This is a genomic window from Pseudomonas sp. PvP009 (assembly GCF_017832995.1).
Classification (GTDB): Bacteria; Pseudomonadota; Gammaproteobacteria; order Pseudomonadales; family Pseudomonadaceae; genus Aquipseudomonas; species Aquipseudomonas syringae.
Map to the genome: position 1 here is coordinate 5,194,610 of NZ_JAFIBG010000001.1, position 14,728 is coordinate 5,209,337.

Below are 14,728 nucleotides of genomic sequence, written 5' to 3' on the forward strand. Positions count from 1 at the left end.
CCATGAGAGCCGATCTGGAAATCATTCAGGAATGGATTCCCGCGGGCAGCCGCGTGCTCGACCTGGGCTGCGGTGACGGCGAATTGCTGACCTGGCTGCGTGACCACAAGCAGGTCACTGGCTACGGACTGGAAAACGACGCGGCCAACATTGCCGAGTGCGTCGCCAAGGGCATCAACGTCATCGAGCAGGACCTCGACAAGGGGCTGGGCAACTTCGCCAGCAACAGCTTCGACGTCGTGGTCATGACCCAGGCTCTGCAAGCGGTGCATTATCCTGACCGAATCCTCGACGAGATGCTGCGCGTCGGTCGCCAGTGCATCATCACCTTCCCGAATTTCGGCCACTGGCGCTGCCGCTGGTACCTGGCCAGCAAAGGCCGCATGCCGGTATCCGAATTTCTGCCGTATACCTGGTACAACACGCCGAACATTCACTTCTGCACCTTCGGCGACTTCGAAGAGCTGTGCCGCGAGCGCGATGCGCAGGTGCTCGACAGGCTGGCGGTCGATCAGCAGCACCGTCATGGCTGGGCCAGCAAGCTCTGGCCCAATCTGCTCGGCGAGATCGGTATCTACCGCGTCACCAGCCCCGGGTTGACGGACCACAGGATTGCCGTTTAATCGACCGTTTTCATGCACCACGACAGGCCAACCATGAACCTCACACAACTCGTACTGGCCAGCCACAATGGCGGCAAACTCAAGGAACTCCAGGCCATGCTCGGCGGCAGCGTAACGCTGCGCTCGGTCAGCGAATTCAGCCTGATTGAGCCGGAAGAAACCGGCCTGTCATTCGTCGAGAATGCAATCCTCAAGGCACGTAACGCCGCGCGCCTGTCCGGCCTGCCTGCGCTGGCCGACGACTCGGGGCTTGCAGTGGACTTTCTCGGCGGCGCGCCGGGTATCTATTCCGCCCGCTACGCCGACGGCCAGGGCGATGCTGCCAACAACGCCAAGCTGCTGGAGGCGCTGAAAGACGTGCCGGACGACCAGCGTGGTGCGCAGTTCGTGTGCGTGTTGGCGCTGGTACGCCACGCCGACGACCCATTGCCGATCCTCTGTGAAGGGCTGTGGCATGGGCGCATTCTGCATGCCGCCAGCGGTGAACACGGCTTCGGCTATGACCCGCTGTTCTGGGTGCCGGAGCGCAACTGCTCGAGCGCCGAACTGGGCCCGACCGAGAAAAACCAGCTCAGCCACCGCGCCCGCGCGATGGTCCTGTTGCGGCAACGCCTGGGTCTGCAATGACCCACGATTCGCCTGCGCAGCCGCTGTTTCTCGGCGAGAGCGGCTTCTCGTCAGAGAGCCCGCGCCCTGCACTGCCGCACCTGCCGCCGCTGTCGCTGTACATCCATATTCCGTGGTGCGTGCGCAAATGCCCGTACTGCGACTTCAACTCGCACACCGCCAGCCCGGTGCTGCCGGAACAGGAATACGTCGACGCCCTGCTCGCCGACCTTGACCTTGACCTGCCGCACGTCTATGGCCGCGAGCTGCAATCGATCTTCTTTGGTGGCGGTACGCCAAGCCTGTTCAGCGCCGATGCGCTGGGGCGCCTGCTAAAAGGCGTCGAACAGCGCATCCGCTTTGCCAGCGACATCGAGATCACCCTGGAAGCCAACCCCGGCACCTTCGAACAGGCCAAGTTCAGCGCCTATCGCGGCTTGGGCATCAATCGACTGTCGATCGGCATCCAGAGCTTCGAAGAGTCCAAACTCAAGGCGCTGGGCCGCATTCACAACGGCGACGAAGCGATTCGTGCCGCCGACATGGCGCGCCAGGCCGGTTTCGACAACTTCAATCTGGACCTGATGCACGGCCTGCCGGATCAATCCCAGGACGAAGCGCTGGCGGATCTGCGCCAGGCCATTGCCCTCGCACCGACCCACCTGTCCTGGTATCAACTGACCCTGGAGCCCAACACGGTATTCTGGAATCAGCCACCGGTGCTGCCCGAAGACGACATTCTCTGGGACATTCAGGAAACCGGACAGCAGTTGCTGGCCACTCATGGCTACGCGCAATACGAAGTGTCAGCTTATGCACAGCCCGGGAAACCGGCGCGGCATAACCTCAACTATTGGGCGTTCGGTGATTTCATCGGCATCGGCGCAGGCGCACACGGCAAGCTGAGCCACCCGGACGGGCGCATCATGCGCACCTGGAAAACCCGGCTGCCCAAGGATTACCTGAACCCGGACAAGCCGTTTCAGGCCGGTTCCAAGCTGTTGCCGCTGGACGAATTGCCGTTCGAATTCCTGATGAACGCACTGCGACTGACAAATGGTGTGGACGCTGCGTTATTTCGCGAAAGAACCGGTCTAAGCCTCGATTCGCTGGCCGAGGCGCGTCGACAGGCTGAACAAAAGGGGTTGCTGCACCAGGACCCGACACGCCTGATCGCCACGCCACAAGGCCAGCTGTTCCTCAACGACCTGCTGCAATACTTTCTGATCTAAGGACCCTGCATGGATTTCGTACTCGATTTGCTCGCCACCGTCTCGCGCTGGAGCCGCAGCAATCTCTCGGAAATCGCGCTCGCGCTGGTGGGCTGCCTGCTTGTGCTGTTCGGCTCGGACATCAAAGGCTGGCTGGAACAGCGAATCAGCGGCATTACCGGCGCCCTGCGCATCCCGCTCATCGCCCTGCTGTGCGCAGTCGGCAGTGGCGCAGCGCTGATCTACGCCACGCCGTGGGTGGTACGCGGCCTCAGCCAGTTCAACAACTACAGCCTGGCGCCAGTGCTGCTGGTGGTGCTGGTGCTGATCGGGGTGATTGCCGACCGCAAGTGAGTGCAGCTTTTCAAACACAGCAAAAAGCCCGGCATCTCTGCCGGGCTTTTTAGTGTTGCCGATGCGGATCAAGGCACCAGCTTGTCCAGCAACGCCTTGTCACGCACCGCGCCCTTGTCGGCGCTGGTCGCCAGCAGGGCGTAGGCCTTGAGGGCGGTGGTCACTTTGCGTGGGCGCGACTCGACAGGCTTCCAGCCTTTCTTGTCCTGTTCGGCGCGACGCTCGGCCATTTCGGCATCGTCAATCAGCAGGTTGATCGAGCGGTTGGGGATGTCGATCAGCACCTTGTCACCGTCGCGCACCAGACCGATCGCTCCGCCTGCCGCAGCTTCCGGTGAGGCGTGACCAATGGACAGGCCGGACGTACCGCCCGAGAAACGGCCGTCAGTCAGCAGCGCACAATCCTTGCCCAGCCCTTTGGACTTCAAGTAGGACGTCGGATAGAGCATTTCCTGCATGCCCGGACCGCCTTTCGGGCCTTCGTAGCGGATGATGACAATGTCGCCCGCTTTGACTTCGTCAGCGAGAATCCCGCGCACCGCGCTGTCCTGGCTTTCGAAGATCTTCGCGTTGCCTTCGAAGACGTGGATCGACTCGTCGACACCAGCGGTTTTCACCACGCAGCCGTCCAGTGCGATGTTGCCGTACAGCACGGCCAGGCCACCTTCTTGTGAATAGGCGTGCTCGACACTGCGGATGCAGCCGTTTTCACGGTCGTCATCCAGGCTTTCCCAGCGGGTCGACTGGCTGAACGCGGTCTGCGTCGGGATGCCCGCCGGGCCTGCCTTGAAGAAGGTGTGCACGGCATCGTCGTCCGTCTGGGTGATGTCCCATTTGGCGATGCCTTCGGCCAGGGTCTTGCTGTGTACGGTCGGCAGGTCGGTGTGCAGCAGACCGCCACGGGCCAGCTCGCCGAGGATGCTGAAGATCCCGCCCGCGCGGTGCACGTCTTCCATGTGGTACTTCTGGATGTTCGGCGCGACCTTGCACAGCTGCGGCACCTTGCGCGACAGATGATCAATGTGGCGCAGGTCGAAGTCGATCTCGGCTTCCTGAGCCGCCGCTAGCAAGTGCAGGATGGTGTTGGTCGAACCGCCCATGGCGATGTCCAGCGTCATGGCGTTCTCGAACGCCTTGAAGTTGGCGATGTTGCGCGGCAACACCGAGTCATCGTTTTCCTTGTAGTACTGACGGCACAGGTCAACGATGGTGCGGCCGGCCTGCAGGAACAGTTGCTCGCGGTCGCTGTGGGTGGCGAGTGCGGAACCGTTGCCTGGCAGGGCCAGGCCCAGTGCTTCGGTCAGGCAGTTCATCGAGTTGGCGGTGAACATGCCGGAACACGACCCGCAGGTCGGACAGGCGCTGCGCTCGTACTCGGCGACTTTTTCGTCACTGGCGGTAGAATCGGCGGCGATGACCATCGCATCGACCAGATCCAGGCCGTGGCTGGCCAGTTTGGTCTTGCCCGCTTCCATCGGACCACCGGAGACGAAGATCACCGGAATGTTCAGGCGCAACGACGCCATCAGCATGCCCGGGGTGATCTTGTCGCAGTTGGAAATGCACACGATGGCATCGGCACAATGCGCGTTGACCATGTATTCGACCGAGTCGGCAATGATCTCGCGGCTCGGCAGCGAATAGAGCATGCCGTCGTGGCCCATGGCGATGCCGTCGTCGACCGCAATGGTGTTGAATTCCTTGGCCACGCCACCGGCGCGTTCGACTTCACGCGCGACCAGCTGGCCCATGTCCTTTAGGTGGACGTGGCCTGGCACGAACTGGGTGAAGGAGTTGGCGATGGCGATGATCGGTTTCTTGAAGTCTTCGTCCTTCATGCCCGTGGCGCGCCACAGGGCACGGGCGCCGGCCATGTTGCGGCCGTGGGTAGAGGTTTTCGAGCGGTAATCAGGCATTGGAGCACTCCGGCAAAAATAAGGCTGATCAGGAAGGGAGTGAGCTTCTATTGACGTCGCGGACGAGCGGCAGTGACCGCAGGCAGCGAAGAAACCGAACACCACGGGATCACCGTGTACTCGGCCTGAGCTCATAAACCCGCCGGGGATGACTGGCGATGAATAGCGCCGATTCTACACCGCCGGGTGGTTTGGTGGGGTCCGAATATCGGTCTTGGCACGGCGTTGCAAATCCCGATGGACAAAAGGCTATCAGCCCATCTATCTTCCTCGGCAGGCCGCCTCATGTGGCCACGTCGCTCGGACGGTTCCGGGCGCTTACGTACGCGAGATACTCATGGCAGACCAAGGTTCGCCGCGCCGCTTTGCGCGCATCGATCGACTCCCCCCTTACGTGTTCAACATCACCGCCGAGCTGAAAATGGCTGCTCGTCGTCGCGGTGAGGACATTATCGACCTGAGCATGGGCAACCCCGATGGGGCCACACCGCCGCACATTGTCGAAAAACTGATCACCGTCGCCCAGCGCGAAGACACCCACGGCTACTCCACCTCGCGCGGCATTCCACGCCTGCGTCGGGCGATTTCCAACTGGTACAAGAAGCGCTACGAGGTCGACATCGACCCTGAAAGCGAAGCGATCGTGACCATTGGTTCCAAGGAAGGTCTGGCCCACCTGATGCTCGCCACGCTGGATCAGGGCGACACGGTGCTGGTGCCCAACCCCAGTTACCCGATCCACATCTACGGTGCCGTGATTGCCGGCGCCCAGGTGCGATCGGTGCCGCTGGTGCCAGGCGTGGACTTCTTCGACGAACTGGAAAAAGCCATCCGCGGCTCGATTCCCAAGCCGAAGATGATGATTCTGGGCTTCCCGTCCAACCCGACCGCGCAATGCGTGGAGCTGGATTTCTTCGAGCGCGTGGTGGCCCTGGCCAAACAGTACGACGTGCTGGTGGTGCATGACCTGGCATACGCCGACATCGTCTACGATGGCTGGAAAGCCCCGTCGATCATGCAGGTGCCGGGTGCCAAGGACATTGCCGTCGAGTTCTTCACCCTGTCCAAGAGCTACAACATGGCAGGCTGGCGGATTGGCTTCATGGTCGGCAACCCCGAGCTGGTGAATGCACTGGCGCGGATCAAGAGTTACCACGACTACGGTACCTTCACGCCACTGCAGGTGGCGGCGATTGCCGCACTGGAAGGCGACCAGCAATGCGTGCTCGACATTGCCGAGCAGTATCGCCAGCGCCGCAATGTGCTGGTCAAGGGCTTGCACGAGCTGGGCTGGATGGTCGAGACCCCCAAGGCTTCGATGTACGTCTGGGCGAAGATTCCCCAGGCTTATGCGCACCTGGGTTCGCTGGGGTTTGCCAAGAAGCTGCTGGCCGAAGCCAAGGTCTGTGTCTCGCCGGGCATCGGTTTCGGCGAGTACGGCGACGATCACGTGCGCTTCGCACTGATCGAGAATCAGGACCGCATCCGCCAGGCCGTTCGTGGCATCCGCAGCATGTTCAGGGCCGACGACAAGCTCAAGTCCTGAGTGCCTTCTGAGACACCGCGCCTGCTGACCGACTGCGCTCGGCAGGCGCGGACGCTGCAGCCGACTGCCTGCCCACACCTGACCGACAGTCGCCTCGGTAATTTTTGATTTCTGCAAATCGCTGCAGACCGGTATGATCGCGCGCCCCGATACACCCGGAAGCCTGACATAAAATGAAACCCACCTTGATCGCCGCCGCAGAACTCGATCGCATCGACACCTGGGCCAAATACTCCAGCCACATGTGCGGGGGCTGCGTGTCCAGTTGCTGCACGTTGCCGGTCGAAGTGAAGATCAAGGACCTGATCCGCATCGGCATCGTCGATGAGTTCGAACGCGGCGACCCGGCGAAGAACATCGCCAAGCGGCTGCAGAAAGAAGGCATCGTCGAGCGCTACAACCAGAAGTCCGAGATCTTCACCTTGCAGCGCATGAGCAACAACGACTGCCTGTACCTGGACCGCAAGAGCCGCCTGTGCACGATCTATGACAAGCGCCCGGACACCTGCCGCAACCACCCGAAAGTCGGGCCGCGCCCCGGTTATTGCGCGTACAAGCCCAAAGAAGTCGTGCGTCAGGAAAGCGGCTCACTGAGAAACGCCACCAGCGCACCAGTACCGAAATTCTGATTCGTGAAAGACGGCGCAGCACGCCGAACATGATCATTGTCAATCAAGCCCCGCACAGGGGCTTTTTTGTGCGCGATGGAAAAAGCCTATCGATGTTAAATTTTGTGAAAAATAAAAATACTTCACATTATTTACTCATTGATTCACTATCCGATTCACAGATCAGAACAATAACGTCCGAATGTCGGCTTCACAGGCATCGGCACTGACTTCGAGGATTACTGCATGACTGGCAAGAACGTTGGCGTTATCGGCCTGGGTGCGATGGGTCTGGGCATTGCCCGCTCGTTGCTGCGTAGCGGCTTCACTGTGCATGCCTGTGATGTGCGCACCAGCGTGACCGAAGCATTCGCCCAGGAAGGCGGGGTTGCCTGTGATTCTCCGGCCAGCATGGCCGCTGCCTGCGATGTGATCATCACCGTTGTGGTCAACGCCGAGCAGACCGAAACCGTGCTGTTTGGCGAGAACGGCGCCATTGCCGCGCTGCGTCCGGGCTGCCTGGTCATCGGTTGCGCCACCGTCGCGCCCACTTTCGCCGTCGAACTGGGCGAGCGTCTGGCCGCACAGAACCTGCTGTACCTTGATGCGCCTATCTCCGGCGGTGCCGCCAAGGCTGCCGCTGGCCAAATGACCATGATGACCTCCGGCCCGGCCGAGTCCTACGCCAAGGCAGAAGCCATCCTCAACGGCATGGCCGGCAAGGTCTATCGCCTGGGCGACGTCCACGGTCTGGGCTCGAAAGTCAAAATCATCAATCAGTTGCTCGCTGGCGTACACATCGCAGCCAGTGCCGAAGCCATGGCTCTTGGCCTGCGCGAAGGTGTCGACGCTGACGCGCTGTATGAAGTGATCACCAACAGTGCCGGTAACTCGTGGATGTTCGAAAACCGCGTGCCGCACATCCTCAATGCCGATTACACGCCGCTGTCGGCCGTGGACATCTTCGTCAAGGACCTGGGTCTGGTGCTGGATACCGCACGCAGCAGCAAATTCCCGCTGCCACTCTCGGCCACCGCGCACCAGATGTTCATGCAGGCATCCAGCGCCGGCTTCGGTCGTGAAGATGACTCGGCCGTGATCAAGATTTTCCCGGGCATCGAGTTGCCGAAAGCCAAGCCAGAAAAAGCCTGAGGAGCGACTGATGAGCCTGAATAACGCTCGCCCGCTGCTGGGCTGCATTGCCGATGACTTCACCGGCGCCACCGACCTGGCCAACATGCTGGTGCGGGGCGGCATGCGCACCGTGCAAAGCATTGGCATACCCAGCGCCGAGATGGCTGCCGGTCTGGACGCTGACGCGATTGTCATCGCGCTGAAATCGCGTACCACGCCCAGCGCCGACGCGGTGACTGAATCCCTGGCGGCTCTGGAATGGCTGCGCGAGCGCGGCTGCGAGCAGATCTTCTTCAAATACTGCTCGACCTTCGATTCCACCGCCGCGGGTAACATCGGCCAGGTCAGCGAAGCACTGCTGGAGCAACTGGGCAGCGATTTCACCCTCGCCTGCCCGGCCTTCCCGGAAAACGGCCGCACGATCTTCCGTGGTCACCTGTTCGTGCAGGACCAGTTGCTCAGCGAATCGGGCATGCAGAACCACCCGCTGACGCCCATGACCGATGCCAATCTGGTGCGTGTGCTGCAAGCGCAGACCCGCCACAAGGTCGGCCTGTTGCGCTATGACAGCATTGCCCAGGGCGTCGAAGGCGTGCGTAACAGAATTGCCGAGCTGCGCGCCGAAGGTGTGAGCATGGCGATCGCCGATGCCCTGTCGGATGCGGATTTGTACACCCTTGGCGAAGCCTGCGCCGACTTGCCGCTGCTGACCGGTGGCTCGGGTCTGGCGCTGGGCCTGCCGGGCAACTTCCGCAAAGCGGGCAAGCTGCGCGATATCGATGCCGCCAAGCAGGTCGCCATCAGTGGCGGCGAAGTGGTACTGGCGGGTAGCGCATCGGTCGCCACCAATGGTCAGGTCGCGGCCTGGCTGGAAGCTGATCGGCCTGCGCTGCGCATCAATCCGCTGGACCTGGCCGCTGGCAAGCCAGTGGTCGAGCAGGCGCTGGCCTTCGCCAAAGATGCCGGGCAGACCGTATTGATCTACGCCACCAGCACCCCGGACGAAGTCAAAGCCGTGCAGAAAGAACTGGGCGTTGAACGCTCCGGGGCCATGGTCGAAGCCGCACTTGGTGAAATCGCCAAAGGGCTGCTGGACGCAGGCGTGCGCCGTTTCGTGGTGGCCGGTGGCGAAACCTCCGGCGCCGTGGTTCAGGCACTGGGCGTGCAGTTGCTGCAAATCGGCGCACAGATCGATCCGGGCGTTCCGGCCACCGTGAGCAGCGGCGCACAACCGCTGGCCCTGGCCCTCAAATCCGGCAACTTCGGTGCGCGCGACTTCTTCACCAAGGCGCTCAAGCAACTGGCGGGGGCTGCGTGATGATCGACGAAAACGCACTGCGTCAGGAAATCTGCGACGTCGGCCGTTTGCTGTATGGCCGTGGCTACACGGTTGGCAGCGCCGGCAACATCAGCGCACGACTCGACGACGGCTGGCTGATTACCCCGACCGACGCCTGCCTGGGCCGCATGGACCCGGCCGATATTGCCAAGGTCAATCTGGCCGGTGAATGGGTGTCCGGCAGCAAGCCGTCCAAGACCCTGGCCCTGCACCGCGAAGTCTACGACCGCAACCCGCAGGTCGGCGGCGTGGTGCACACGCACTCGACGCATCTGGTCGCCTTGACCTTGGCCGGGGTGTGGCAGGAAGACGACATTCTTCCGCCACTGACGCCGTATCAGGTCATGAAGGTTGGGCACATCCCCTTGATCCCTTACGAACGTCCGGGCTCGCCGAAAGTCGCCGAGCGGGTGGCGGAACTGGCCAACAGCGTGCGCGGCGTGATGCTCGAGCGCCTCGGTCCGGTGGTCTGGGAAAGCTCGGTGGCCAAGGCTTGCTATGCCCTGGAAGAGCTGGAAGAGACTGCCCGCCTGTGGCTGATGAGCAACCCCAAACCTGCACCGCTGGACCCGGCGGCGCTTGAAGAGCTGCGTCAGGTGTTCGGCGCCAGGTGGTAACGAACACACGGTGATCGGGGAGTGCATTGCGCCTCCCGGTCGAACAACAATAACAACAGGAATCGAGAGCATGACTCACCCCTACCCCGCTGTTTCGTTGTCAGCCTTTACCGCTATTGACCGGAGTGCACGGGCATGACGCCGCTCATGTTGATGGTCGTGGCCGGTGCGGGCATCGCACTGCTGTTGTTTCTGGTGCTCAAGTACAAATTCCAGCCCTTTGTCGCACTGATGCTGGTCAGCATTATCGTGGCTCTGGTCGCCGGTGTTAAACCGGCCGACCTGGTTGCCACCATCGAAGGCGGCATGGGCAAGACGCTCGGCCATATCGCGATCATCATCGCCCTGGGCGCAATGATCGGGCGCATCATCGAGCTGTCCGGCGGGGCCGAAGCGCTGGCCAAGACCCTGATCAACCGCTTCGGCAACAGGCGCACGCCGCTGGCGCTGACCGTTGCCGGCTTCATGGTCGGCATTCCGGTGTTCTTCGAGGTCGGCGTGATCATTCTCATGCCGCTGGCCTACGGTGTCGCACGTGCGGCACGCAAGCCGCTGCTGATTTTCGCGCTGCCGATGTGCGCTGCACTGCTCGCCGTGCATGCGTTTCTGCCGCCGCACCCTGGCGCTGTCGCCGCCGCCAGCCAGTTGGGCGCGGACCTGGGCCGGGTGCTGATGCTGGGCATTCCGATCGTTGCCGTGCTGTGCATGATCGGCTACTTCGTCGCGGGGCGCATGACCCGCAAGACTTACCCGATGACCGATGACATCCGTGCCGAAGTCTATGGCCCGCACGTGACCAACGAAGATCTGGAAGCCTGGGCGCGCAACGATTATTCCGCTGTGCGCGAAGCGACCGAAACCCGAACAATGGGCGTCGAAGAGAGCGCCAGCAGCCTGGCAAGCAAGCTGCCGCCTGCGCCCGCACCGGGTTTCGGACTGATCATCGCGCTGATCCTGCTGCCGATCGTGCTGATTCTGATGGGCACGCTGGCCACTACCATGTTGCCGGACACTTCCACGCTGCGCGCGGTGCTGACCGTGCTCGGCGCGCCTCTGGTTGCGTTGCTGATCGATACTCTGTTGTGCGCCTGGCTGCTGGGCTCACGTCGCGGCTGGAGCCGTACCCAGGTGTCCGATGTGATCGGCTCGGCCTTGCCGGGTGTGGCGATGGTGATCCTGATTGCCGGCGCCGGTGGCGTATTCGGCAAGGTGCTGGTCGACACCGGCATTGGTGCCGTGGTCTCCGAGGCGCTGCGCAACACCGGTCTGCCGGTACTCGCGCTGGGCTTCCTGTTGACCCTGCTGCTGCGCGCCGTTCAAGGATCGACCACCGTTGCACTGGTCACCACCGCAGGCATTCTCAGCCCGCTGATCGCCACGCTGGACCTGAGCGCCAACCACCTGGCCCTGCTGTGTCTGGCCATGGGCGGTGGCGGTCTGGCCATGTCGCACATCAACGATGCCGGTTACTGGATGTTCACCAAGCTGGCGGGCCTCAACGTCGCCGACGGCTTGCGCACCTGGACTGTACTGGTCACGCTGCTTGGCACACTGGGCTTCGTGATCACCCTGCTGCTTTGGCCATTCGTCTGACCTTTTGAAGACTGGAGTTAACATGCCTCGTTTTGCCGCCAACCTCAGCATGCTGTACCCGCAGCATGATTTTCTTGAGCGCTTTGCCGCAGCCGCTGCCGATGGTTTCGGCGCGGTCGAGTACCTGTTCCCTTACGCCTACAGCACTCAGGAACTCAAGCAGCGCCTGAGCGACAACGGTCTGGTGCAGGCGCTGTTCAACGCTCCGCCGGGCGACTGGGAGGCAGGCGAGCGAGGCATTGCCACGCTGCCGGGCCGCGAAACGGAATTTCGCAGCGGTATCGAGCGGGCACTGGAGTATGCGCAGGTGCTGGGCAATGATCGTGTGCATGTCATGGCCGGCCTACTGCCCAATGAAAGCTTGCGTGAGCGTCATCAAGCGGTCTACCTGGAAAACCTGGCGTTCGCGGCTGAGCAAGCCAAGGGCGCAGGCGTCACGATCCTCATCGAGCCGATCAACACCCGCGACATGCCGGGCTTCTTCCTCAACCGTCAGGATCAGGCACAGGACATCTGCAAGCTGGTGGGTGCCGACAACCTGAAGGTGCAGTTCGACTGCTACCACTGCCAGATCGTCGAAGGTGGCCTGACCAGCAAGCTGCGTCGTGACTTTGCAGGCATTGGTCATATCCAGATCGCCGGGGTGCCGGATCGCCATGAGCCGGACCTGGGCGAACTGAACTACGAACACCTGTTCAACGTCATCGACGAACTGGGCTACAGCGGCTGGATCGGTTGCGAATATCGCCCGAAAGGCGATACCAGCGCGGGTCTCGCGTGGTTGCGCGCGTTGCAGGCCAGGGGCTGAAACCCGCGGCATGGACGACGCGGAGCGTCGTGAACGGCATCCCCACGCAGAGCGTGAGGAACGATCATTCTGTAACGGTCGTGTCGGACGCTCTGCGTCCGATGTTCAGCGACCTGAGCGTCAGTCCTCTACGTCGAACTGGTCCTTGATATAGCGGATTTCAGTCCGGCCATGCGGCGCAGGCTGGCCGTCTTCGTCGAGGTTGACGAAGACGATCTTGTCGACGGTCAAAATGCTTTTGCGGGTGATCTTGTTGCGCACCTGACATTTGAGGGTGATCGAGGTGCGACCGAAATCCGTGGCGGTGATGCCCAGTTCGATGATGTCGCCCTGACGCGAGGCACTGACGAAGTTGATTTCAGAGATGTACTTGGTGACCACCCGCTGATTACCCAGTTGAACGATCGCGTAGATCGCCGCCTCTTCATCGATCCAGCGCAGCAGGCTACCGCCGAACAATGTGCCGTTGGGGTTGAGGTCTTCGGGCTTTACCCATTTGCGGGTGTGGAAATTCATGTTCACTCCTGAGCGTCTGGCCGATGGATAGCTGCATGATGGCAGAGCTGGCGACCCGCGCCCATGCCTGCGTCATAGCGACTGTGCATCGACCCTATTACAGACAGATGGCAATTGGATGGCCTTTAAACCGACAGAAAGCCTTGGGTAGAATCGCGAGCACCGCTATACTGCCAAACGTTTCAAAACGGTCATCTACGCTTGATACCGTTCCCGCCACCTGTCCGAGGGGCGCTGCAGCAGGTTTTCCCTGTCAGGCTCGGATGGGGCGTTGTTTGCCAGGACGATCCTCGACCGGCAAACCTTAAACGCACAACGGCGCCCATTCGCATTTTTATGGAATGGAGACTCTCAATGAGTGCTGTAATGACGCCCGCAGAATTCAATGACTACAAGGTTGCCGATATTTCCCTGGCCGCCTGGGGTCGCCGCGAAACCATCATCGCCGAATCCGAAATGCCTGCCCTGATGGGTCTGCGTCGCAAATACGCCGGTGATCAGCCGCTGAAAGGCGCGAAGATTCTCGGCTGCATCCACATGACCATTCAGACCGCCGTACTGATCGAAACCCTGGTTGCCCTGGGTGCCGAAGTTCGCTGGTCGTCGTGCAACATCTTCTCGACTCAGGACCAGGCTGCTGCGGCCATCGCTGCTGCCGGCATTCCTGTGTTCGCCTGGAAAGGCGAAACCGAAGAAGAATACGAGTGGTGCATCGAGCAGACCATCCTCAAGGATGGCCAGCCATGGGACGCCAACATGATCCTCGACGACGGCGGCGACCTGACCGAGATCATCCACAAGAAATACCCGGCGATGCTGGACAAGATCCACGGCGTCACCGAAGAAACCACCACTGGCGTGCACCGCCTGCTGGACATGCTGGCCAAGGGCGAGCTGAAAATCCCGGCCATCAACGTCAACGACTCGGTGACCAAGAGCAAGAACGACAACAAGTACGGCTGCCGTCACAGCCTGAACGACGCCATCAAGCGCGGCACCGACCACTTGCTGTCCGGCAAGCAGGCGCTGGTGATCGGCTACGGTGACGTGGGCAAGGGCTCGGCCCAGTCGCTGCGTCAGGAAGGCATGATCGTCAAAGTGACCGAAGTCGACCCGATCTGCGCCATGCAGGCCTGCATGGACGGTTTCGAGCTGGTCTCGCCGTTCATCGACGGTGAAAACGACGGCACCGAAGCGAGCATCGACAAGGCGCTGCTGGGCAAGATCGACCTGATCGTTACCACCACCGGTAACGTCAACGTTTGCGACTCCAACATGCTCAAGGCGCTGAAAAAGCGTGCTGTGGTGTGCAACATCGGTCACTTCGACAACGAAATCGACACCGCTTTCATGCGCAAGAACTGGGCATGGGAAGAAGTGAAGCCACAGGTTCACAAGATCCATCGTACCGGCCCAGGCTCGTTCGACGCGCAGAACGACGACTACCTGATCCTGCTGGCCGAAGGCCGTCTGGTAAACCTGGGTAACGCCACTGGCCACCCAAGCCGCATCATGGATGGCTCGTTCGCCAACCAGGTTCTGGCGCAGATCTTCCTCTTCGAGCAGAAGTACGCCGACCTGGTACCGGCCAAGAAAGCCGAACGTCTGACCGTTGAAGTACTGCCGAAGAAACTCGACGAAGAAGTGGCCCTGGAAATGGTCCGCGGCTTCGGTGGCGTTGTGACCAAGCTGACCAAGACCCAGGCCGATTACATCGGCGTGACCGTCGAAGGCCCGTTCAAGCCAGACGCTTATCGCTATTGATAGATAGCTGCAAGCGATAAGCTTCAAGCTGCAAGCAAGTGCATTTCTCTTGTTTGCAGCTTGAGCTTGACGCTCGTTTCTTTATCGTTATTA

At 61.3% G+C, this 14,728-nt stretch carries 14 protein-coding genes and 1 riboswitch; of the genes, 12 read left to right on the forward strand and 2 right to left on the reverse strand.

The features are described 5' to 3' along the window. Positions 1–2 precede the first annotated feature (2 nt). Genes metW through JOE29_RS22280 form a run of 4 tightly spaced genes read left to right on the forward strand, consistent with a single transcriptional unit; the run spans position 3 to position 2,794 of the window. Complete coding sequence (metW, locus tag JOE29_RS22265; protein WP_003316724.1) at positions 3–623, forward strand: methionine biosynthesis protein MetW; 621 nt, start codon at positions 3–5, stop codon at positions 621–623. A gap of 33 nt (positions 624–656) precedes the next feature. Next, on the forward strand, positions 657–1,250 hold the full coding sequence (gene rdgB, locus JOE29_RS22270; protein WP_003422453.1) for an RdgB/HAM1 family non-canonical purine NTP pyrophosphatase: 594 nt from the start codon (positions 657–659) through the stop codon (positions 1,248–1,250). After that, positions 1,247–2,461: a radical SAM family heme chaperone HemW gene (gene hemW / locus JOE29_RS22275; protein WP_003316722.1), complete on the forward strand. Its 1,215-nt coding sequence runs from the start codon at positions 1,247–1,249 to the stop codon at positions 2,459–2,461. The genes rdgB and hemW overlap by 4 nt, the downstream gene beginning before the upstream one ends. 9 nt (positions 2,462–2,470) lie before the next feature. Beyond that, complete coding sequence (locus JOE29_RS22280; protein WP_002551720.1) at positions 2,471–2,794, forward strand: DUF3392 domain-containing protein; 324 nt, start codon at positions 2,471–2,473, stop codon at positions 2,792–2,794. Positions 2,795–2,862: 68 nt separating this feature from the next. Here the strand turns inward: JOE29_RS22280 and ilvD are convergent, their stop codons facing one another. After that, positions 2,863–4,710: a dihydroxy-acid dehydratase gene (ilvD, locus tag JOE29_RS22285; RefSeq protein WP_046236028.1), complete on the reverse strand. Its 1,848-nt coding sequence runs from the start codon at positions 4,708–4,710 to the stop codon at positions 2,863–2,865. Between the two features lie 337 nt (positions 4,711–5,047). Here ilvD and alaC point away from each other — a divergent pair, with 337 nt between their 5' ends. From alaC to otnI, 7 genes are all read left to right on the forward strand, one after another. Further along, positions 5,048–6,256 (forward strand): alanine transaminase, encoded by a 1,209-nt coding sequence (gene alaC / locus JOE29_RS22290; RefSeq protein WP_210079870.1) that lies wholly within the window; start codon positions 5,048–5,050, stop codon positions 6,254–6,256. 173 nt (positions 6,257–6,429) lie between these two features. After that, positions 6,430–6,885, forward strand: a complete 456-nt coding sequence (locus tag JOE29_RS22295) for a YkgJ family cysteine cluster protein (RefSeq protein ID WP_002551717.1) — start codon at positions 6,430–6,432, stop codon at positions 6,883–6,885. Between the two features lie 225 nt (positions 6,886–7,110). Then, positions 7,111–8,016 (forward strand): L-threonate dehydrogenase, encoded by a 906-nt coding sequence (ltnD, locus tag JOE29_RS22300; RefSeq protein WP_003316718.1) that lies wholly within the window; start codon positions 7,111–7,113, stop codon positions 8,014–8,016. A gap of 10 nt (positions 8,017–8,026) precedes the next feature. Next, positions 8,027–9,316, forward strand: coding sequence for a 3-oxo-tetronate kinase (gene otnK / locus JOE29_RS22305; RefSeq protein ID WP_074953991.1), 1,290 nt, complete (start codon positions 8,027–8,029; stop codon positions 9,314–9,316). Next, positions 9,316–9,954, forward strand: coding sequence for an aldolase (locus JOE29_RS22310; RefSeq protein WP_003392253.1), 639 nt, complete (start codon positions 9,316–9,318; stop codon positions 9,952–9,954). The genes otnK and JOE29_RS22310 overlap by 1 nt, the downstream gene beginning before the upstream one ends. Before the next feature lie 135 nt (positions 9,955–10,089). Beyond that, positions 10,090–11,547: a GntP family transporter gene (locus JOE29_RS22315; protein ID WP_003414329.1), complete on the forward strand. Its 1,458-nt coding sequence runs from the start codon at positions 10,090–10,092 to the stop codon at positions 11,545–11,547. A 22-nt stretch (positions 11,548–11,569) separates the two neighbouring features. Further along, a complete protein-coding gene (otnI, locus tag JOE29_RS22320; protein ID WP_210079871.1) occupies positions 11,570–12,355 on the forward strand; it encodes a 2-oxo-tetronate isomerase in 786 nt (261 codons plus the stop codon). Between the two features lie 120 nt (positions 12,356–12,475). Here the strand turns inward: otnI and JOE29_RS22325 are convergent, their stop codons facing one another. Continuing rightward, positions 12,476–12,871, reverse strand: coding sequence for a hotdog domain-containing protein (locus JOE29_RS22325; RefSeq protein WP_003316713.1), 396 nt, complete (start codon positions 12,869–12,871; stop codon positions 12,476–12,478). Between the two features lie 220 nt (positions 12,872–13,091). After that, a riboswitch (S-adenosyl-L-homocysteine riboswitch) is annotated at positions 13,092–13,202 on the forward strand. Between the two features lie 23 nt (positions 13,203–13,225). On the opposite strand from JOE29_RS22325, the gene ahcY reads away from it, so the two are divergent. After that, entirely contained in the window at positions 13,226–14,635 is a 1,410-nt protein-coding gene (gene ahcY, locus JOE29_RS22330; RefSeq protein WP_210079872.1) for an adenosylhomocysteinase, read from the forward strand. Positions 14,636–14,728: the final 93 nt, after the last annotated feature.